This window comes from Rhodoferax sp. EU05-FHT12H12 (genome assembly GCF_058791215.1).
In genome coordinates, this window is the sequence record NZ_JBYTDI010000002.1 from 818,629 (window position 1) to 839,483 (window position 20,855).

Genomic DNA, 20,855 nt, shown 5'->3' on the forward strand with positions numbered 1-20,855 from the left:
GTGGACGTGTCTTGTCGTTGAGTATCAGCCTGGTCGGTCTGCCCGGCTCAGGTAAAACCACGGTAGGAAGGCAGCTTGCCCGCAGGCTTCGCCTTCCTTTCGTCGATTCTGACCATGCCATCGAATCCCGCCTCGGTTGTTCCATCCGTGAGTTTTTCGACCGTGAGGGTGAAGCCAAGTTTCGAGACATCGAGCAGGAGGTGCTCGATGGCTTGACCCAAGGGGCGACTTCGGTCATCTCCACTGGTGGCGGTGCGGTGTTGCGTCCTGCCAACCGGGAGCATCTCCATGGCCGCAGCCATGTGGTGTATCTCAAATCGACCCCCGAAGAGTTGTTCAAGCGCTTGCGCCATGACGTGAGCCGCCCGCTTCTGCAAGTGGCGGATCCCTTGGCCCGGATGCGGGATTTGTTCGCGGTACGAGACCCTCTTTACCGTGAAACTGCGCACTTTGTCCTGGAGACCGGACGTCCTTCCGTGGCCACCCTGGTCAATATGGTGGTCATGCAGTTGGAGCTATCAGGGCATTTGCCTGCGGCCTGATGTGCTCTTGTGGGACGATGCGAGCCTGCGTCTTGCGCCCAGCCTCTAAACTCGGGGGATGATGACGCCTACTTTTTCCACAGTTTCCATCGATCTTGGGGAGCGTAGCTACCCAATCCACATTGGTACGGGTCTTTTGGGCCACGCTGCCAGCTACGCCAATCTTCCCAAGGCCGCCCATGCCGTGGTGGTGACCAATACCACGGTATCTCCGTTGTATGCTGACGCGCTGGTCTCCGCCTTGGTAGGGCACTATTCCGCGGTGGAGCTGGTGGTGTTGCCTGACGGAGAAAGCCACAAGCATTGGCAGACGCTGAACCAGATATTTGATGCCCTCTTGGGCAAGGGCTGCGATCGCAAGACCATTTTGTTTGCCTTGGGCGGAGGTGTGGTGGGTGACATGACCGGTTTCGCCGCTGCCAGCTACATGCGCGGCGTGCCTTTTGTGCAGGTGCCCACCACATTGCTGGCGCAGGTGGATTCTTCGGTGGGCGGCAAGACCGGCATCAACCACCCGCTGGGCAAAAACATGATTGGCGCCTTCTACCAGCCGCAAATGGTGGTGTGCGACATCGACACGCTCAAGACCTTGCCCGCGCGAGAACTGAGTGCGGGCTTGGCAGAGGTCATCAAATACGGGCCCATCGCCGATCTGCAGTTTCTCGACTGGATTGAAGCCAACCTCGATGCCCTGTTGGCGCGCGATCCCCAAGCCTTGGCCTATGCCGTGCAGCGCAGCTGTGAGATCAAGGCCTGGGTGGTTGGGCAGGACGAGCGGGAAGCCGGGTTGCGTGCCATCCTGAATTTCGGCCATACGTTTGGTCATGCCATTGAAGCCGGTTTGGGCTATGGAGAATGGTTGCACGGCGAGGCCGTAGGCTGTGGCATGGTGATGGCCGCCCACCTGTCCCAGCGTCTGGGCTTGGTGGACGCGAATGTTGTCGATCGTCTGACACGGTTGATTGCCCAAGCCGGCTTGCCGACCCAAGGCCCACAACTGGATGCGTCCGACAACGCGGGCCGTTACCTCGCGCTGATGCGCTTGGACAAAAAGTCGGAGGCCGGGGATATCCGCTTTGTGGTGATTGACGGGCCCGCGCGCGCTGCCGTGCGTGGTGCCCCCGATGCACTGGTGCGTGAAGTCATTGACCATTGTTGTCGTTAATTTGCTATTAATTTAGTAGCTATTCGCGCTTATTCCATAAGCTCTTGAGCCCTATTTATGCCAGAAACCTTGCGCCCCTACGCCTGTGACCCGGCGCAGTCACGCGGGCGCCGCTTTGCCCAGCCCGATGCGCCCACACGTACCGCGTTTCAGCGTGACCGTGACCGCATCGTGCACTCGACGGCGTTCCGGCGGTTGGTCTACAAGACGCAGGTGTTCATCAACCATGAGGGCGATTTGTTCCGTACGCGGCTGACGCATTCGCTGGAAGTGGCCCAACTGGGGCGCTCCATGGCGCGAACCTTGGGGCTGAGTGAAGACCTGGTAGAGACCATTGCACTGGCTCACGACCTGGGGCATACCCCGTTTGGCCACGCGGGGCAAGATGCGCTGAACGAATGCATGGAGCCCTATGGCGGCTTTGAACACAACTTGCAAAGCCTGCGGGTGGTGGACTGGCTGGAGGAGCGGTATCCGCAGTTCGATGGACTCAACCTCAGTTTTGAGGCGCGCGAGGGCATTCTCAAACACTGCTCACGCCGCAATGCTGAGGCGATCGAAGCGCTGGAGCCGACCTATGCCGACGGTGGCGGGGGAGTGGGGCGCCGCTTTCTGGACAAGGCCCAGCCCAACCTGGAGGCACAGCTCTGCAACCTGGCCGACGAGATAGCCTATAACGCCCACGATATTGACGATGGCGTGCGCTCCGGTCTGCTGACGCTAGAGCAGTTGCAGGACATTCCGCTCTTCGCCAGATTCAGCCAGTCTGCACTGGCAGAGCATCCCGATCTGGGCCATGCACAGCAGGCGCGCCGCTGGTTGTACGAATCCATCCGCCTGATGTTGAGCGCGCAGGTCTACGACCTGATGAACGCCACCCAGGCCGCTCTGGATGCGGCCCGGCCGACGTCTGTGGTCACCGTGCGCCAGCACCCGGAGGCGCTGGTGTGTTTCAGTGCAGACATGCGTGCCCAGTCGCGTGTAATGAAAGCCTTCCTGTTCAAGCATCTGTACCGCCACCCCCAGGTCATGCAGACCATGACACAGGCCAAGCAAGTCATTGCCGATTTGTTTGCGGCCTATTGCGATGCCCCCACGCAAATGCAGAGCGAAGCTGCTGTCCGTCTGGGCGCGCAGGCCCCTCTGCGCCGCCTGCACGATGCCAGTGTGCAGCGTGGGGTTGCTGACTACATTGCAGGCATGACCGACCGGTTTGCCTTGCGCGAGCATGAGCGCCTGACAGGCCATCGCCTGTTTGCGGCTTGAAGACTGACCGAAGAGACACTGATGCAGACACCCTCTGAGCTCCCCACCCCCGACGCAGCGAATGTCATCACCGCCATGCAGCAATGGTTGGAGCGCGCCGTGATCGGCCTGAACCTCTGCCCCTTTGCCAAGGCGGTGCATGTCAAGGGGCAGATCCGCTACGTGGTCTACCCGGGTAACGATGCCCAAGAGTGTCTGGCCTTGCTGCGTACCGAGTTGCTTGACCTGGCGGGGGCTGACCCGGAGTTGCGTGACACCACCTTGCTGATGGTGCCCCATGCCTGGCCTGATTTTCTGGATTTCAATGATTTTCTGGACCAGGCCGACCGGGTGTTGCGCAAAGCCAAGCTTGACGGGGTGTTGCAGATCGCCAGTTTCCATCCCCAGTTTCAGTTTGCCGACAGCGAACCGGACGACATCAGCAATTACACCAACCGCGCCCCGTTTCCCACCCTGCATTTGCTGCGCGAAGCGAGCATTGACCGGGCAGTCCAGGCCTTTCCCAATGCCGAATCCATTTTCGATAAAAACATCGAAACACTGGAGCGCCTGGGACATGCAGGCTGGGCGGCTTTGGGCATGCACACCAAGGAATCACCATGAACAAAGCGCTGCGCAAGCAGGGCGCCAAGCCCGCACAGGCACCCGCGGCCCATCCTCTGGCCGACGAAGTGCGCCCCGGTCAATCCATCCTGTTGTTGCAAGAACTGCACATCCTGACGCGCGAGGGCAAACTCAACCAGGACTCGCGCCGCAAGCTCAAGCAGGTTTACCACCTCTACCAGTTCATCGAAAAGCTCATGCAGGAGTTGCCACCCAGCAGCACCGGCACGCTGACCCTGGCCGACCATGGGGCCGGCAAGTCCTACCTGGGCTTCATCCTGTACGACCTGTTCTTCAAGAACCTGCCGGCCAGCCACCTGTATGGCATCGAAACGCGCACGGAACTGGTGCAAAAGTCGCAGGCCCTGGCGCAGCAGCTGGGCTTTGGGCGCATGAGTTTTCTCAACACCAGCGTGGCCGAATCAACCCAGTCCGCCGACTTGCCGCCCACCTTCGACGTAGTAACCGCATTGCACGCCTGCGATACAGCCACTGACGATGCCATCGCCTTTGGGCTGCAGAAAAAAGCCCGCGCTTTTGTGTTGGTGCCCTGTTGCCAGGCAGAGGTGGCCCGCCATCTGAGCCAAAGCAAGGCCTTGTCGCTCACCCGCACGCCGTTGGCCGAGCTTTGGCGCCATCCGCTGCACACCCGTGAAATGGGCAGCCAGATCACCAATGTGTTGCGCTGCCTGTACCTGGAGGCCCATGGCTACCAGGTCACTGTGACCGAGCTGGTGGGCTGGGAGCACAGCATGAAGAACGAGCTCATCCTGGCCCGTTACACCGGCCAGCGCAAACGGGCCTCCGCCCAGCGCCTGCGCGCCATTCTGGAAGAATTTGGTCTGCAGGCCCTGCTTGACACACGGTTTACATTGCCGGAAGACAATGTGCAAGACAACCTCGCGTCGCGCTGAGCCGTTAAAGAGGCCAGGCAATGGGGTTCTCCATTGAGAAACAGGAGTTTTGTATGCAGAGATTTGTGAAATTGGCGACTTCGGCCGCAATTGTCTTGGCCTTGGCCGCATGTGCCAGCAGCAGCCCCGATGTGATTCAGCGCGGTGATGCCCAGCGCATGGCCCAAGTGCAAGATGGCACCGTCCTTTCCGTGCGCAACGTGGTGGTGGACGGTTCCCAATCAGGTGTTGGTGCGGCTGTCGGTGGTGTGGTGGGTGCCATTGGCGGTTATGGCGGCAGCGGGGTTCAGCGTGAAGCCCAGGTCCTGGGCGTGTTGGCCGGGGTCGCGGGTGCCGCTGCGGGCAATGCCATAGAGCGGTTTTCGACCAAGGAGGAGGCTGTAGAAATATTGGTGCAACTCAAGGGCGGTGACCGCCGGGCGATTGTCCAGGCCAAAGCGGGTGAGACCTTGGCCGCTGGCGACGCGGTGGTCATTGTCACCACGGGCGGCAAGGTGCGGGTGACCAAAGCGCCCAAGTAACCTGACTTAGATCAATACTGCCCAGGAGTTACCGCTCCACAATGGGCTCCAATGAGCGCAATGAAGCGCTCATTGTCTTTGGGGTCCCCTGCATGCCAATCGAGCTTTACAAAGATGCCCATCACTGCTGCGTGATGTTTACGGATCTGGTCTCCGACGAGGCCGAGGCGGTGCAGGCCAACCAGTTCCTGCTTGTCAACCATGGCGAGGGAGTCATCCTCGATCCCGGTGGCAACATGACCTACAACGAGCTGAACCTGACCATGCGCAAGTACATTGCGCCGCAGCAGCTTGACTACATCCTCGCCTCCCACGCCGACCCTGACATCATTGCCTCCTTGGACCGGTGGATGACCTCTACCCAGGCCAAGTTGGTGATTTCCAAACTCTGGGCGCGCTTTGCCCCCCACTTCTGCAAGATCGGCAAAACCGAGGATCGCATCATTGCCATCCCCGATGAGGGGGGGCGCCTGCGCTACGGCAAGGCGGATCTCTGGTTGCTGCCCGCCCACTTCCTGCATTCCGAAGGCAACTTTCAGTTCTACGACCCGGTCAGCAAAATCCTGTTTTCGGGCGATTTGGGAGTCTCCCTCGTCAGTGGACAGGAGGCGCAGCAGTTCATCACCTCCCTGACCCCCATGCCCCCAGGCATGGAGGCGTTCCACCGCCGCTACATGGTCAGCAACAAGATTTTGCGTCTGTGGGTGCGCATGGTGCGTGAGCTGGACATCGCCATGATCGTCCCCCAGCATGGGGCTCCGCTCAAAGGTGAGGCGATTGGCCAATTGCTGGACTGGCTGGAGGCCCTGTCCTGCGGCATTGACCTGATGGGCACACCCCAGTACCAGATCCCCCAAACCCGCCTTTGAGGCCGCGGGCCTCTGACGGGGTTTCAGGCAAACTCGGGGTATGGCACGTCTTCCCCGATTGACCCTGGCGGCACACCCGCACCACGTCATCCAGCGTGGCAACAACCGCCAGTCCATTTGCCTGGACCGCACAGACTTTCAGACCCTGAAGGACGTGCTGGCAGCTTCTGCCCAGCGCCACCAGGTGGCTGTCCACGCCTTCGTGCTCATGGACAACCATTTCCATCTGCTGGCCACGCCCCCCACAGACGATGCGCTGCCCAAAATGATGCAGACCTTGGGGCGCAGTTATGTGCGCTACTTCAATGATCGCCACCAGCGCACTGGCACCCTGTGGGAAGGGCGCTACAAGTCCACCCTGATCGAGTCCGAGCGCTACCTGTTGGCCTGCATGGCCTACATCGACCTCAACCCGGTGCGTGCGGGCCTGGTGACGAACGCTGCCGACTATGCCTGGTCCAGCTATGCGCACTACGCGGGTATACGCGCCGACAAGTTGCTGACTCCCCATCCCCTGGTTTGGAACCTTGGCAATACGCCGTTTGCCAGGGAAGCCGCTTATGCCCAATTGGTGCAAGCTGGCCTCACATCTGTGCAGCAGTCGGCGCTGACCGAGGCGGCGCTACATGGTTGGGCCTTAGGTGAGTCGGAATTTCTGAATGCTTTGCAGAAAGAGACCCCGCGCCGCTTGAGAAAAAGCGCACCAGGCCGACCTCCAAAGCCCACCATTTCAGAGTGAAATAAGCCTCTAGTCATTGTCCTTATTGCGTAAGTAGCTATCAATTTTGATGTGTCCCTAATTAATTCTTGATGAAAATATTCAACAAATAATCAGAATCTGACCCCATTTAAAGTGTTTGGCACTTTTGTTGCATTGCAGTATCCTCCGCTTCCACTGTAATTTTCAGGAGTGCGCCATGACCACGGCAGCCGAAATCCAACACCTCAAAGACCACGGTTTGTATTCTTCCGCCAACGAGCACGATGCGTGCGGCGTGGGTTTTGTGGCCCATATTCGCGGTGAAAAGAGCCACGACATTGTCAAGAACGCACTCAAGATCCTTGAAAACCTGGACCACCGGGGTGCTGTCGGCGCCGATGCTTTGATGGGGGACGGGGCTGGCATCTTGATTCAGTTGCCAGATGCGCTGTACCGGGAGGAAATGGCGGCCCAAGGCGTGACCTTGCCGCCCCAGGGCGAGTACGGCGTCGGCATGATCTTCTTGCCCAAGGAGCACGCTTCCCGTTTGGCCTGTGAGCAAGAGATGGAGCGCGCCATCAAGGCCGAAGGCCAGGTGCTCCTGGGGTGGCGCGATGTGCCCGTGAACCGCGACATGCCCATGTCGCCCACTGTGCGCGCCAAAGAGCCTATCCTGCGCCAAGTCTTCATTGGCCGTGGCAACGACGTGATCGTTCAAGATGCGCTGGAGCGCAAGCTGTACGTGATCCGCAAGACCGCCAGTGCCAACATCCAGGCCCTGGGGCTCAAACACAGCAAGGAATACTACGTCCCCAGCATGTCCAGCCGCACCGTGGTCTACAAGGGCCTGTTGCTGGCCGACCAGGTCGGCGTGTATTTCAAGGATTTGGAAGATGCGCGTTGCGTGTCTGCACTGGGTTTGGTGCACCAGCGATTCTCCACCAACACCTTCCCCGAGTGGCCCCTGGCCCACCCCTACCGTTATGTCGCGCACAACGGCGAAATCAACACCGTCAAAGGCAACTACAACTGGATGAAGGCGCGCGAAGGCGTGATGTCCTCGCCCGTGTTGGCTGCTGACCTGCAAAAGCTCTACCCCATCAGCTTTGCCGACCAGTCCGACACAGCCACGTTCGACAACTGCCTGGAACTGCTGACCATGGCCGGCTACCCCATCAGCCAGGCCGTGATGATGATGATCCCAGAACCCTGGGAGCAGCACACCACCATGGACGAGCGCCGCAAGGCCTTCTATGAATACCACGCCGCCATGATGGAACCTTGGGATGGTCCGGCCTCCATCGTGTTCACCGACGGCCGCCAGATTGGCGCCACGCTGGACCGCAACGGCCTGCGTCCTTCGCGGTACTGCATCACCGATGACGATTTGGTCATCATGGGCTCCGAATCCGGTGTGCTGCCCGTACCCGAGAACAAGATCGTGCGCAAATGGCGCCTGCAGCCCGGCAAGATGTTCCTGATTGACCTGGAACAGGGCCGCATGATTGACGACGAGGAATTGAAAGCCAGCCTCGCGAACAGCAAGCCTTACAAGCAGTGGATCGAGAACCTGCGCATCAAGCTGGACGATGTGGCGTTTGATGAGCGTCGCACGGACAAGGCCTTGTCGGCTGTGGTTGCCGGCGTGGAGCCCAAGCGCATCACCGACCAGGTCAGTCTGCTGGACCGCCAGCAAGCCTTTGGCTTCACACAGGAGGACCTGAAGTTCCTGATCGCCCCCATGGCTACGGCCGGGGAAGAGGCCATCGGCTCTATGGGCAACGACAGCCCCTTGGCGGTGTTGTCTGACAAAAACAAGCCGCTGTACAGCTACTTCAAGCAGCTGTTCGCGCAGGTGACCAACCCGCCGATCGACCCGATTCGCGAAGCGATCGTGATGTCGCTGGTGTCTTTCATCGGCCCCAAGCCCAACCTGCTCGACATCAACCAGGTCAACCCGCCCATGCGCCTCGAAGTGGCGCAGCCGATCCTGGACTTCGCCGACATGGCCAAGGTTCGCAACATCGAGCAGCACACCCAGGGCAAATTCCGCAGCCAGACGCTGGACATCACCTACCCGCTGGCCTGGGGCCACGAAGGCGTGGAAGCCAAGCTGGCTTCGCTGTGCGCGGAAGCTGTGGACGCCATCAAGGGTGGCAAGAACATCCTGATCATCAGCGACCGTGGCATCAGCCCCAACCAGGTGGCGATTCCCGCGTTGTTGGCCCTGTCGGCCATCCACCAGCACCTGGTACGTGAAGGTCTGCGCACGACTGCCGGTTTGGTGGTGGAAACCGGTACCGCGCGCGAAGTGCACCACTTCGCCGTGTTGGCCGGCTATGGCGCCGAAGCTGTGCACCCCTACCTGGCCATGGAAACCCTGCAGAGCATTCACAAGGATTTGCCGGGTGACTTGAGTGCAGACAAGGCCATCTACAACTACATCAAGGCAATTGGCAAGGGTCTGTCCAAGATCATGTCCAAGATGGGCGTGTCCACCTACATGTCGTACTGCGGTGCCCAGCTGTTCGAAGCCATTGGCCTGAACACCGAGACCATTGACAAGTACTTCACCCGCACGCCCAGCCGTGTGGAAGGCATCGGCGTCTTCGAGATCGCCGAGGAGTCCATCCGCATGCACAAGCTGGCCTTTGGCGACAGCCCCGTGCTGGCCAACGCATTGGAAGCCGGTGGTGAATACGCTTGGCGTGTGCGCGGCGAAGAGCACATGTGGACGCCGGACGCGATTGCCAAGCTGCAGCACTCCACCCGTGCCAACAACTGGAACACGTACAAGGAATATGCGCAGATCATCAACGACCAGAGCAAGCGCCACCTGACGCTGCGTGGCCTGTTCGAGTTCAAGATCGATCCTGCCAAGGCCATTCCTGTGGACGAAGTGGAAAGTGCCAAGGAAATCGTCAAGCGCTTTGCCACGGGCGCCATGTCGCTGGGTTCGATTTCCACTGAAGCCCACGCCACGCTGGCCGTGGCCATGAACCGCATTGGCGGCAAGAGCAATACGGGTGAGGGCGGTGAAGACCCCGCACGCTACCGCCAAGAGCTCAAGGGCATCCCGATCAAGCAAGGCCAGACCATGGCCGACATCATCGGCAAAGACGTGGTGGAAGTCGACATCCCCATGAACGCCGGTGACAGCCTGCGCTCACGCATCAAGCAAGTCGCGTCCGGCCGCTTCGGTGTGACGGCCGAGTACCTGAACAGTGCCGACCAGATCCAGATCAAGATGGCCCAGGGTGCCAAGCCTGGCGAAGGCGGCCAGCTGCCCGGTGGCAAGGTGTCCGACTACATCGGTCGCCTGCGCCACAGCGTGCCCGGTGTGGGCCTGATCTCGCCCCCGCCGCACCACGACATCTACTCGATTGAAGATTTGGCCCAGCTGATCCACGACCTGAAGAACGTGGCACCGCACTCCGGCATCAGCGTGAAGCTGGTGTCTGAGATTGGTGTGGGCACCATTGCCGCCGGCGTTGCCAAGTGCAAGGCCGACCACGTGGTGATCGCGGGCCACGACGGCGGCACCGGTGCCTCGCCCTGGTCGTCCATCAAGCATTGCGGCAGCCCGTGGGAAATTGGTCTGGCCGAAACCCAGCAGACCCTGGTGCTGAACCGCCTGCGCAGCCGTATCCGCGTGCAGGCCGATGGCCAGATGAAGACCGGCCGTGACGTCGCCATTGGTGCCCTGCTGGGTGCGGATGAATTCGGCTTCGCCACCGCGCCGCTGGTGGTGGAAGGCTGCATCATGATGCGCAAGTGCCACCTCAACACCTGCCCCGTGGGTGTGGCCACGCAAGACCCTGTGTTGCGTGCCAAGTTCTCGGGCAAGCCCGAGCACGTGGTGAACTACTTCTTCTTCATCGCCGAAGAAGTGCGCCAGATCATGGCCCAGCTCGGCATCCGCAAGTTCGACGACCTGATTGGCCGCTCCGACCTGCTGGACACCCGCAAGGGCATTGAACACTGGAAGGCCCAGGGCTTGGACTTTGCCCGCCTGTTTGCGCAGCCCCAAGTGCCGGCCGATGTGCCCCGCTTCCAGACGCTGACGCAAGACCACGGTCTGGAAAAAGCCCTGGACAACGTGCTGATCGCCAAGAGCCGCGCCGCCATCGACAAGGGCGAACGCGTGCAGTTCATGGAAGTGGCCCGCAACGTGAACCGCTCCGTGGGCGCCATGCTTTCGGGCGCGGTGACCAAGGTGCACCCCGAGGGCTTGCCGGACGACACCATCCGTATCCAGCTCGAAGGCACGGGCGGCCAATCCTTTGGCGCCTTCCTGGCCAAGGGCATCACGCTGTACCTGATTGGCGATGCCAACGACTACACCGGCAAGGGGCTGTCCGGTGGTCGCGTGGTGGTGCGCCCGAGCATCGACTTCCGTGGCGAGGCGATCCGCAACACCATTGTGGGCAACACCGTCATGTACGGCGCCACCACCGGTGAAGCTTTCTTCAGCGGCGTGGGTGGCGAACGTTTCGCCGTTCGCCTGTCGGGTGCGACTGCGGTGGTGGAAGGAACCGGCGACCACGGTTGCGAATACATGACCGGCGGAACCGTCGCCGTGCTGGGCAAGACCGGTCGCAACTTTGCAGCCGGCATGAGCGGCGGCATTGCCTATGTGTACGACGAAGACGGCCAGTTTGCCAAGCGCTGCAACACCGCGATGGTGAGCCTTGAAAAGGTGCTGACCAGCAAGGAGCAGGAGGCCAGCATCGACAAGGCCGTGTGGCACCGTGGCGAGAGCGATGAAGCCCAGCTCAAGAAGCTGCTGGAAGACCACAACCGTTGGACCGGCAGCAAGCGTGCCCGCGAGTTGCTGGACAACTGGGATGCCTCCCGCGCCAAGTTCGTCAAGGTCTTCCCCAATGAGTACAAGCGTGCTCTGGGCGAGATTCATGCACGCAAAGTGGTCAAGGCCCCCGTCAAATCTGCGCTAGCAGCTATCAAAAAAGAAGCGGCTCCCGCCAAGTAAGAAGGAAAAATCATGGGAAAAGTCACTGGCTTCATGGAGTTTGAGCGCCTCGAAGAGGGCTACAAACCCGTCACCGAGCGCCTGAAGCACTACAAGGAATTTGTGGTGGGTCTGGACGATGCGCAGGCCAACAAGCAGGCCGCGCGCTGCATGGACTGCGGCACGCCGTTTTGCAACAACGGCTGCCCGGTCAACAACATCATTCCGGACTTCAACGACCTGGTTTACACCAACAACTGGAAAGCGGCGATCGATACGCTGCACAGCACCAACAACTTCCCCGAGTTCACCGGCCGCATCTGCCCCGCACCCTGCGAGGCCGCCTGCACGCTGAACGTGAATGACGACGCCGTGGGAATCAAGTCCATCGAGCACGCCATCATCGACCGCGCCTGGGCTGAAGGCTGGGTCCAACCCCAGCCCGCCAAGGTCAAGACCGGCAAGAAGGTGGCGGTGGTCGGTTCCGGCCCCGCCGGCATGGCGGCGGCCCAGCAGCTGGCCCGTGCCGGCCACGACGTAACACTGTTCGAAAAGAACGACCGCATCGGTGGCCTGCTGCGCTACGGCATTCCCGACTTCAAGATGGAAAAGTCCCACATCGACCGCCGTGCTGAGCAACTGGTGGCCGAAGGGGTAACCATCCGCACCAGCGTGCTGGTGGGTGAAATGCCCAAGGACTCCAAGGTCACCAACTGGGCCAAGGAAACCATTTCTGCCGACCAACTGAAGAAAGACTTTGACGCCGTGCTGTTGACCGGCGGCTCCGAGCAATCGCGCGACCTGCCCGTGCCCGGCCGCGACCTGGACGGTATCCATTTCGCCATGGAGTTCCTGCCCCAGCAGAACAAGGTCAACGCGGGCGACAAGCTCAAGGGCCAGTTGCGCGCCGATGGCAAGCATGTCATCGTCATTGGCGGTGGCGACACTGGCTCTGATTGCGTGGGCACCAGCAACCGCCACGGTGCGGTTAGCGTTACCCAGTTCGAGGTGATGCCCCAGCCGCCCGAAGAAGAAAACCGCCCCATGACCTGGCCCTACTGGCCGCTGAAGCTGCGCACCAGCTCCAGCCACGAAGAAGGTTGCGAGCGCGTGTTCTCCATTTCGACCAAGGAGTTCATCGGCGAAAAAGGCAAGGTCACCGGCCTGAAGACCGTGCAGGTCGAGTTCAAGGACGGCAAGCTGGTCGACGTGCCCGGTACCGAAAAAGTGCTGAAGGCCGACCTGGTGCTGCTGGCCATGGGCTTTGTGAACCCCGTGGCGACCATTCTGGACGTGTTCGGCGTGGACAAGGACGCCCGTGGCAATGCCAAGGCCAGCACCGAGTTCATCGGTGGCTACGCCACCAACGTGGCCAAGGTCTTCGCGGCGGGCGACATGCGTCGCGGCCAGAGCCTGGTGGTGTGGGCGATCCGGGAAGGCCGCCAGGCTGCGCGCTCGGTGGATGAGTTCCTGATGGGCTTTAGCGACTTGCCCCGGTAATCTCGGGTAATCCCTTATGATTCCAAGGCCGGGTACTTCCCGGCCTTGTTACTTCTATGGCCGACCCATTCACTGCCCCTCTTGTTGAACTCCAGGACCTGTCCTTTGGTTACGGCGAACGCCTGATCCTGGACGGCGTCACCCTGTCCATCCCGCGTGGCAAGGTCACCGCACTGATGGGCGCCTCCGGCGGTGGCAAGACCACGGTGCTGCGTCTGATCGGTGGCCAGTACCGGGCACAAAAAGGCCAGTTGTTGTTGCATGGCACAGAGCTGGGCAAGGATGTGCAAGACATCGGCAAGGCCAATGCGCAACAGCTCTATGCGGCCCGACGCCGCATGGGCATGTTGTTCCAGTTTGGCGCCCTTTTTACGGACTTGAGCGTGTTCGACAACGTGGCCTTCCCGCTGCGCGAGCACACCACGCTGTCCCCCGCGCTGGTGCGCGACATCGTCCTCATGAAGCTCAACGCCGTGGGCCTGCGTGGCGCGCGCGACCTCATGCCCTCCGAAATTTCGGGTGGCATGGCCCGCCGTGTGGCCTTGGCCCGTGCCATCGCGCTGGACCCGGAGCTGGTGATGTACGACGAACCCTTTGCCGGGCTGGACCCGATTTCCCTGGGCACCGCCGCCCGCCTGATCCGCCAGCTCAACGACACCATGGGCCTGACCAGCGTGATTGTTTCGCACGACCTGGAGGAAACCTTCCACATCGCTGACAAGGTCATCATCCTGGCCAACGGCAAGATTGCTGCCCAGGGCACACCCGACGAAGTGCGCCACAGCGCCGACCCGCTGGTACATCAGTTTGTGAATGCCGAGCCCGAAGGGCCGGTGCGTTTTCACTATCCAGCGGCCAGCGTGGAAGCCGATTTCTCGGTGGGAGCCGGACGATGAGCTGGTACCGCCCCGCCGACGTTGGTTTTGCCGCCCGTGCCAAGCTGGCCGACCTGGGTTATGGTGCGCGCCTGTTCCTGCGCCTGCTGGCCTCGTTGCCATCGGCGCTGCGCCGCTTTGGCCTGGTGCGCGACCAGATCCATTTCATGGGCAACTATTCACTGGCCATCATTGCGGTGTCCGGCATCTTTGTGGGCTTTGTGCTGGGCCTGCAGGGCTACTACACGCTGCAGCGTTATGGTTCGTCCGAGGCCTTGGGCCTGTTGGTGGCCTTGAGTCTGGTGCGCGAACTCGGTCCGGTGATCACGGCCTTGCTGTTCGCGGGCCGCGCCGGTACGTCACTTACCGCAGAGATCGGCCTCATGAAAGCCGGCGAACAGCTCAGTGCCATGGAGATGATGGCCGTGGACCCGGTGCAGCGCATTCTGGCGCCGCGCTTCTGGGGCGCTGTGATTGCCATGCCTTTGCTGGCCGCCGTGTTCAGCGCCGTGGGCATCATTGGTGGTTGGGTCGTGGGTGTGGTGATGATTGGCATTGACGCTGGCTCCTTCTGGAGCCAAATGCAGGGCGGGGTGGACGTGTGGCTGGATGTGGGCAACGGCGTACTCAAGAGCGCGGTGTTCGGCTTTGCGGTGAGCTTTATTGCGCTGCTGCAAGGCTACGAGGCCCAGCCCACGCCCGAGGGCGTGGCCCATGCCACCACGCGCACTGTGGTGGTAGCGTCGTTGACCGTGTTGGGCCTGGACTTTGTCCTGACCGCCATGATGTTCAGTATTTAGGGGATAACCAATGCAACGTTCCGGCAAAGATGTGTGGGTAGGTATGTTTGTGCTGCTGGGCGCAGCAGCCCTGCTGTTTCTGGCCCTGCAGTCGGCCAACCTGCTGTCGCTGAATTTCGAGCGCGGCTATGCGGTCAGCGCCAAGTTCGACAACATTGGTGGCTTGAAACCCAAGGCCGCGGTCAAAAGCGCTGGCGTGGTCGTAGGGCGGGTGGAGTCCATCACGTTTGACGACAAGAGTTTCCAGGCCAAGGTTGTGTTGTCCATGGACAAACGTTTTGCCTTCCCCAAAGACAGCTCCCTCAAAATTTTGACCAGCGGCTTGCTCGGAGAGCAATACATTGGCATCGAGGCGGGCGCCGATGCGGCCAACTTGGCAGCAGGCGACAGCATCGGCACCACACAGTCTGCGGTGGTGTTGGAAAACCTGATCAGCCAGTTCCTGTACAGCAAAGCGGCTGATGGGACCGGCAGCGAAAAAGAGGGCAAATGAGCCGTTCTGGAATGTTACCTGCCGTGTCCCTGCTCCGCGTGGTGCGGTGGGCGATCGGGTGTGTGCTGGGGCTGGCCATGCTGGTTCTGCAAGGTTGTGCCACTGTGGCTGCGCCGGATGCACGCGACCCTCTGGAGTCGTTCAACCGGAGCGTCTTTAGCTTCAACGATGGCCTGGATCGTGTGGTTCTCAAACCCACAGCCAGGGCCTACCAGGCGACACTGCCCGAGTGGGCACGCAAAGGCGTGGGCAATTTCTTCAACAACCTGGAAGACGTCTGGTCGGCGCTGAACAATGGCTTGCAGCTGCGCGGCCAGGAGATGGGCGACAGCATTGGCCGGGTCATGGTGAACAGCACCATCGGATTAGGCGGACTCATCGATGTGGCCAGCGATTTGTCGATTGACCGGCACCCTGCCAATTTCGGTTTGACCCTGGGGCGCTGGGGCGTGAGCCCCGGGCCCTATCTGGTGCTGCCCTTGTTGGGACCTGCCACCTTGCGAGAGGTCGCGGCTCTGCCTGTGGATCAGCAGGGTAGCTTGGTCACGCACATTCCGGACGAAGCGACACGCACCGCGCTGACACTGACCAATGTGGTGGACACCCGTGCGCGGTATCTGCGGGCGGGTGATGTGGTGGATGGTGCTGCATTGGATCGCTACTCCTTCACCCGGGATGCCTATTTGCAGCGCCAGCGCAATGACGACTACGATGGTGATCCGCCCCCCGAGGAAGGCACCGAGCCTTAGAGGGGCATCTGCAGTTGCCTGCAGGGCAGACCCGGTCTGTGGATAATTGCACGCATGGAGACTAGCGCATGATTTTGAACAAGCGACACATGGTGGCTGCCCTGGCAGCTGTGATGGCACTCGGCACCATGGCATTTTCGCCAGCCGTCCACGCCGAGGATGAGGCGCCCGACGCCCTGATCAAGCGTCTCTCGGTGGATGTTCTCGACACCATCAAGGCCGACAAGGCGATTCGTGCTGGTGACATGGGCCGAGTGGTGACACTGGTGGATACCCGCATCATGCCCAATGTGAACTTCCAACGCATGACCGCCTCGGCTGTCGGGCCGGGCTGGCGCCAGGCCACGCCCGAACAACAAAAGCGCCTGCAGGACGAATTCAAAACCCTGCTGGTGCGCACCTATGCGGGCGCGCTGGCCCAGGTGAGTGACCAGACCATCGCCATGAAGCCCCTGCGCGCCGCGCCCGAGGACAAAGAGGTGGTGGTACGCACCGAGGTCAAAGGGCGGGGCGATTCGATTCAGCTGGACTACCGCCTGGAAAAAACGCCGGGCATAGGTGCCGGCTGGAAGATTTACAACCTCAATGTGCTGGGGGTGTGGCTGGTGGAAACCTACCGCAGTCAGTTTGCGCAACAAATCAATGCCAAGGGCATTGACGGACTGATTGAATCCCTGACCGAGCAGAACAAGGCCAACGCCAAGAAAGGCTGATGTGCTGAACCTCCCCTCCACCTTGACGCAAGACGTGGCGCACGACTGCCTGGCAGCGCTGCGTTCGGGCCTGCAGGCCGAGCCCCAGACCATTGTGGTGGACGGTGCCGCTTTGCAGCGTTTTGACTCGTCGGCGCTGGCGGTGTTGCTGGAGCTGCGCCGCGAATGTGCGCGCATTGGCAAACAATTTGCCGTACGCAGCCTGCCCCAACGCCTGCGCGATCTGGCCACCTTGTACGGGATTGATGGCCTGCTGACCGCGGCCTGAGCCCGTCCGCGTAAAATCGCGGGTTCCCATGCCCGCAATCTCATTCCAATCCGTCTCCAAAGCCTACGCCTCGCCCAAAGGCCCCAAAGGCACTACCTTCAAGGCCCTGGACGGGGTCAGCCTCCAGATCGAAGAGGGCGAATTTTTCGGCCTGCTTGGTCCCAATGGGGCGGGTAAAACCACCATGATCAGCATCCTGGCCGGGCTCACCCGTGCCAGTAGCGGCAGCGTGCAGGTGCTGGGCAGCGATGTCCAGACTGACTACGCCAACGCCCGTCGCAAGCTCGGTGTGGTGCCGCAAGAGCTGGTGTTCGACCCCTTCTTCAATGTGCGCGAAATGCTGCGCATCCAGTCCGGCTACTTCGGTGTGAAAAACAACGACGCCTGGGTGGACGAACTGCTCGAAGGCCTGGGCCTGACCGACAAGGCGAATGCCAATATGCGCCAGCTCTCTGGCGGCATGAAACGCCGCGTGCTGGTGGCGCAGGCCTTGGTGCACAAGCCACCGGTCATCGTGCTGGACGAACCCACGGCCGGCGTGGATGTGGAGCTGCGCCAGACCTTGTGGCAGTTTGTGGCCAACCTCAACAAACAAGGCAGCACGGTATTGCTGACCACCCACTACCTGGAAGAGGCCGAGGCCCTGTGTGGTCGCATTGCCATGCTCAAGACTGGTCGTATCGTGGCGCTGGACAAGACCAGCGACCTGCTCAAGGCCGCCAGCAGCAATGTGCTGCGTTTCAAGACCGGGGATTCCTTGCCCATCGAACTGGCCGCGCGGGCACGTATTACCGGCCGTATCGTCCAACTGCCTGCCAACAACGCGCTGGAGATTGAACAGTATTTGGCTGCCGTGCGCCAGGCTGGCGTGACGGTGGAAGACGTGGAAATTCGCAAGGCGGACCTGGAGGATGTCTTCCTCGATGTCATGGGCAATTCCGAGGAGGTGGGCGCATGAACGGCTGGCAAACCCTGTTGTACAAAGAAGTGCTGCGTTTCTGGAAAGTGAGTTTCCAGACTGTGGCCGCACCCGTGCTCACGGCCCTGCTGTACCTGATGATCTTCGGCCATGCTTTGGGTGACTATGTGAAGGTCTACGACACCATCAGCTACACCGCGTTTCTGGTGCCGGGTCTGGTGATGATGAGTGTGCTGCAAAACGCGTTTGCCAACAGCTCCTCGTCGCTGATCCAGAGCAAGATCATGGGCAACCTGGTGTTTCTGTTGCTCACGCCGCTGTCGCACTGGAGCTGGTTTTTCGCCTATGTGGGCTCCAGCATTGCGCGCGGGCTGGTGGTGGGGGCTGGGGTGATGTTGGTCACGGTGTTTTTCACGCCCATCCACTTTGTCGCACCGCTGTGGATTTTGGCCTTTGCCTTGCTGGGCGCGGCCCTGCTGGGCACGCTGGGCCTGATTGCCGGTCTGTGGGCTGAGAAGTTTGACCAGCTCGCGGCCTTCCAGAACTTCATCATCATGCCCATGACGTTCTTGAGCGGCGTGTTCTATTCCATCCACTCGCTGCCCAGCTTCTGGCAAAGCGTGAGCCACCTCAACCCCTTCTTCTACATGATCGACGGCTTCCGCTACGGCTTCTTCGGCCAGAGCGATGTGTCGCCCTGGCTCAGCCTGGGCATCGTCGGCATTGCGCTGGCCGTGGTGAGTGCCATTGCTGTGCACCTGCTGCGCACTGGCTACAAGATCCGTTCCTGATTTTTATGACCGCTGACCAACTCCAAGCCCTCATCACCGCGGGCATTGCCTGCGACCACTGCACACTCGAAGGCGATGGCCGCCACTGGTACGCCACCATCGTGTCCACCGCGTTTGAGGGTAAGCGCCTCATTCAGCGCCACCAGCAGGTCTACGCCACGCTGGGCAGCCGCATGCAGACCGACGAAGTGCACGCCCTGTCGATGAAAACCTACACGCCGGCCGAGTGGGCCGCGCAATCCGCGTAAAAGACTCCGCATGGACAAACTCCTGATCCGCGGTGGCAACACCTTGCAGGGCGAGGTGCTGATTTCCGGCGCCAAAAACGCTGCCTTGCCCGAGCTATGCGCCACCTTGCTGACCGCAGAACCGGTGACGCTCCTGAACGTGCCGCGCCTGCAAGACGTGTCCACCATGCTTACGCTGATTCGCAACATGGGGGTCCAAGTCGAGCAGGGTGCGGATGGTGCGGTGCACATCAATGCCGGCCCGCTGAGCACGCCCGAAGCGCCCTACGAGCTGGTGAAAACCATGCGCGCCTCGGTGCTGGCGCTGGGCCCGCTGCTGGCGCGTTTTGGCGAGGCCACCGTGTCCCTACCCGGTGGCTGCGCCATTGGGTCGCGCCCGGTGGATCAGCATTTGAAGGGCCTGACCGCCATGGGCGCCGAGATTGTGGTCGAGCATGGCTACATGATCGCCAAGCTGCCCAAGGGCCGCACCCGGCTGAAAGGCGCACGCATTGCCACCGACATGGTGACGGTGACCGGCACCGAGAACTTCCTGATGGCCGCCGCGCTGGCCGAGGGCGAAACCATTCTGGAAAACGCCGCCCAGGAACCCGAGATTCCCGACCTGGCCGAAATGCTCATCAAGATGGGCGCCAAGATCGAAGGCCATGGCACCAGCCGCATCCGCATCCAGGGCGTGGAGCAACTGCATGGTTGCACCCACCAGGTGGTGGCCGATCGCATTGAGACCGGCACCTTTTTGTGCGCCGTGGCCGCCACAGGTGGCGACGTTTTCTTGAAACATGGCCGTGCCGACCATTTGGACGCTGTGATCGACAAGCTGCGCGATGCAGGTGTGACCGTGACTGCGGTGGATGGCGGCATCCGCGTGCAGGCGCAGGGCCCGGCCTTTCAGCATCTGAAGGCGCAGAGTTTTCGCACCACCGAATACCCCGGTTTTCCCACCGACATGCAGGCCCAGTTCATGGCGCTCAACGCCATTGCACAGGGCGCGAGCAAGGTCACTGAAACCATCTTCGAGAACCGCTTCATGCACGTCAACGAGCTGGTGCGCCTGGGCGCGCACATTCAGATCGACGGCAAGGTGTCGGTGATCGAAGGCGTGCCCAAGCTGTCGGGTGCCACTGTTATGGCGACAGACCTGCGCGCCTCGGCCAGCCTGGTGATTGCCGGCCTGGTGGCAGAGGGCGAGACCATGGTGGACCGTATCTACCACCTGGACCGCGGCTACGACCAAATGGAAGCCAAGCTGCGCGGCATTGGCGCAGACATTGAAAGAATCACGTAATGGCTACTGAGATGATCACCCTCGCCCTGTCCAAAGGCCGTATCTTTGAAGAAACCGTGCCGCTGCTCAAAGCCGCAGGCATTGAGGTGCTGGACGACCCGGAAAAATCGCGCAAGCTGATTCTGGACACCAACCAGCCCAACGTGCGCGTGCTGGTGGTGCGCGCCACCGACGTGCCCACCTATGTGCAGTACGGTGGGGCCGACCTGGGCATCACCGGCAAGGACACGCTGCTGGAGCACGGCAGCCAGGGCCTGTACCAGCCGCTGGACCTGCAGATTGCCAAGTGCCGCATCAGCGTGGCCGTGCGTGCCGACTTTGACTATGCGTCTGCCGTCAAGCAGGGTTCGCGCCTGAAGGTGGCGACCAAGTATGTGGCGATTGCGCGCGAATTTTTCGCCAGCAAGGGCGTGCACGTGGACCTGATCAAGCTCTACGGCAGCATGGAACTGGCGCCTCTGGTGGGCCTGGCCGATGCCATCGTGGACCTGGTGTCCACCGGAAATACGCTCAAGGCCAACCACCTGGTCGAGGTGGAACGCATCATGGACATCAGCTCGCGTCTGGTGGTGAACCAGGCCGCTCTCAAGCTCAAACAAGAACCCATCCGCAAGATCATCGACGCCTTTGCCGGCGCGGTGGGCCAGTAACCCGATTTGAAA

General features: G+C 61.1%; 21 protein-coding genes. All 21 read left to right on the plus strand.

From position 1 onward, the window contains the following. The first annotated feature begins 17 nt into the window (after window positions 1-17). The 21 genes from AC3WS7_RS08665 (at window position 18) to hisG (ending at window position 20,843) form a co-directional block, all read left to right on the plus strand. Window positions 18-542 carry a shikimate kinase gene (locus AC3WS7_RS08665; protein ID WP_492656179.1) on the plus strand — a complete coding sequence of 175 codons (525 nt, stop codon included), beginning with the start codon at window positions 18-20 and terminating at the stop codon, window positions 540-542. Window positions 543-603: 61 nt separating this feature from the next. Further along, the gene (gene aroB, locus AC3WS7_RS08670) at window positions 604-1,707 is read left to right on the plus strand and encodes a 3-dehydroquinate synthase (RefSeq protein WP_492656058.1); all 1,104 of its coding nucleotides are present in this window, start codon (window positions 604-606) and stop codon (window positions 1,705-1,707) included. Window positions 1,708-1,764: 57 nt separating this feature from the next. Further along, window positions 1,765-2,973 carry a deoxyguanosinetriphosphate triphosphohydrolase gene (locus AC3WS7_RS08675; protein WP_492656059.1) on the plus strand — a complete coding sequence of 403 codons (1,209 nt, stop codon included), beginning with the start codon at window positions 1,765-1,767 and terminating at the stop codon, window positions 2,971-2,973. Between the two features lie 21 nt (window positions 2,974-2,994). Beyond that, on the plus strand, window positions 2,995-3,576 hold the full coding sequence (locus tag AC3WS7_RS08680; protein WP_492656060.1) for a DUF1415 domain-containing protein: 582 nt from the start codon (window positions 2,995-2,997) through the stop codon (window positions 3,574-3,576). Beyond that, the gene (locus AC3WS7_RS08685) at window positions 3,573-4,490 is read left to right on the plus strand and encodes a class I SAM-dependent methyltransferase (protein ID WP_492656061.1); all 918 of its coding nucleotides are present in this window, start codon (window positions 3,573-3,575) and stop codon (window positions 4,488-4,490) included. The genes AC3WS7_RS08680 and AC3WS7_RS08685 overlap by 4 nt, the downstream gene beginning before the upstream one ends. A 53-nt stretch (window positions 4,491-4,543) precedes the next feature. Beyond that, window positions 4,544-5,011: an outer membrane lipoprotein gene (locus AC3WS7_RS08690; RefSeq protein ID WP_296466812.1), complete on the plus strand. Its 468-nt coding sequence runs from the start codon at window positions 4,544-4,546 to the stop codon at window positions 5,009-5,011. A gap of 92 nt (window positions 5,012-5,103) precedes the next feature. Next, entirely contained in the window at window positions 5,104-5,880 is a 777-nt protein-coding gene (locus tag AC3WS7_RS08695; protein WP_296466810.1) for an oxygen-binding di-iron domain-containing protein, read from the plus strand. Window positions 5,881-5,920: 40 nt separating this feature from the next. Further along, the gene (locus AC3WS7_RS08700) at window positions 5,921-6,619 is read left to right on the plus strand and encodes an REP-associated tyrosine transposase (protein ID WP_492656062.1); all 699 of its coding nucleotides are present in this window, start codon (window positions 5,921-5,923) and stop codon (window positions 6,617-6,619) included. Between the two features lie 178 nt (window positions 6,620-6,797). Continuing rightward, window positions 6,798-11,570: a glutamate synthase-related protein gene (locus AC3WS7_RS08705; protein WP_492656063.1), complete on the plus strand. Its 4,773-nt coding sequence runs from the start codon at window positions 6,798-6,800 to the stop codon at window positions 11,568-11,570. Between the two features lie 12 nt (window positions 11,571-11,582). Beyond that, complete coding sequence (locus AC3WS7_RS08710; protein ID WP_492656064.1) at window positions 11,583-13,049, plus strand: glutamate synthase subunit beta; 1,467 nt, start codon at window positions 11,583-11,585, stop codon at window positions 13,047-13,049. Between the two features lie 56 nt (window positions 13,050-13,105). Next, window positions 13,106-13,945 carry an ABC transporter ATP-binding protein gene (locus tag AC3WS7_RS08715; protein ID WP_492656065.1) on the plus strand — a complete coding sequence of 280 codons (840 nt, stop codon included), beginning with the start codon at window positions 13,106-13,108 and terminating at the stop codon, window positions 13,943-13,945. Further along, window positions 13,942-14,724: a lipid asymmetry maintenance ABC transporter permease subunit MlaE gene (mlaE, locus tag AC3WS7_RS08720; RefSeq protein ID WP_296466795.1), complete on the plus strand. Its 783-nt coding sequence runs from the start codon at window positions 13,942-13,944 to the stop codon at window positions 14,722-14,724. Before AC3WS7_RS08715 ends, mlaE begins: the two co-directional genes overlap by 4 nt. A gap of 10 nt (window positions 14,725-14,734) precedes the next feature. Further along, window positions 14,735-15,217: an outer membrane lipid asymmetry maintenance protein MlaD gene (mlaD, locus tag AC3WS7_RS08725; protein ID WP_296466793.1), complete on the plus strand. Its 483-nt coding sequence runs from the start codon at window positions 14,735-14,737 to the stop codon at window positions 15,215-15,217. Continuing rightward, complete coding sequence (locus tag AC3WS7_RS08730) at window positions 15,214-15,966, plus strand: MlaA family lipoprotein (RefSeq protein ID WP_492656066.1); 753 nt, start codon at window positions 15,214-15,216, stop codon at window positions 15,964-15,966. The genes mlaD and AC3WS7_RS08730 overlap by 4 nt, the downstream gene beginning before the upstream one ends. A gap of 113 nt (window positions 15,967-16,079) precedes the next feature. After that, window positions 16,080-16,679 carry an MlaC/ttg2D family ABC transporter substrate-binding protein gene (locus AC3WS7_RS08735; RefSeq protein WP_492656180.1) on the plus strand — a complete coding sequence of 200 codons (600 nt, stop codon included), beginning with the start codon at window positions 16,080-16,082 and terminating at the stop codon, window positions 16,677-16,679. 1 nt (window position 16,680) lies between these two features. After that, window positions 16,681-16,947 (plus strand): STAS domain-containing protein, encoded by a 267-nt coding sequence (locus AC3WS7_RS08740; RefSeq protein WP_296466786.1) that lies wholly within the window; start codon window positions 16,681-16,683, stop codon window positions 16,945-16,947. Between the two features lie 28 nt (window positions 16,948-16,975). Beyond that, window positions 16,976-17,905: an ABC transporter ATP-binding protein gene (locus AC3WS7_RS08745; RefSeq protein ID WP_296466782.1), complete on the plus strand. Its 930-nt coding sequence runs from the start codon at window positions 16,976-16,978 to the stop codon at window positions 17,903-17,905. Next, complete coding sequence (locus AC3WS7_RS08750) at window positions 17,902-18,657, plus strand: ABC transporter permease (protein WP_492656067.1); 756 nt, start codon at window positions 17,902-17,904, stop codon at window positions 18,655-18,657. The genes AC3WS7_RS08745 and AC3WS7_RS08750 overlap by 4 nt, the downstream gene beginning before the upstream one ends. 5 nt (window positions 18,658-18,662) lie before the next feature. Further along, complete coding sequence (locus tag AC3WS7_RS08755) at window positions 18,663-18,905, plus strand: BolA family protein (protein WP_296466776.1); 243 nt, start codon at window positions 18,663-18,665, stop codon at window positions 18,903-18,905. Between the two features lie 10 nt (window positions 18,906-18,915). Further along, window positions 18,916-20,193 (plus strand): UDP-N-acetylglucosamine 1-carboxyvinyltransferase, encoded by a 1,278-nt coding sequence (gene murA, locus AC3WS7_RS08760; protein ID WP_492656068.1) that lies wholly within the window; start codon window positions 18,916-18,918, stop codon window positions 20,191-20,193. A gap of 11 nt (window positions 20,194-20,204) precedes the next feature. Next, window positions 20,205-20,843 (plus strand): ATP phosphoribosyltransferase, encoded by a 639-nt coding sequence (hisG, locus tag AC3WS7_RS08765; protein WP_105262764.1) that lies wholly within the window; start codon window positions 20,205-20,207, stop codon window positions 20,841-20,843. Window positions 20,844-20,855 lie beyond the last annotated feature (12 nt).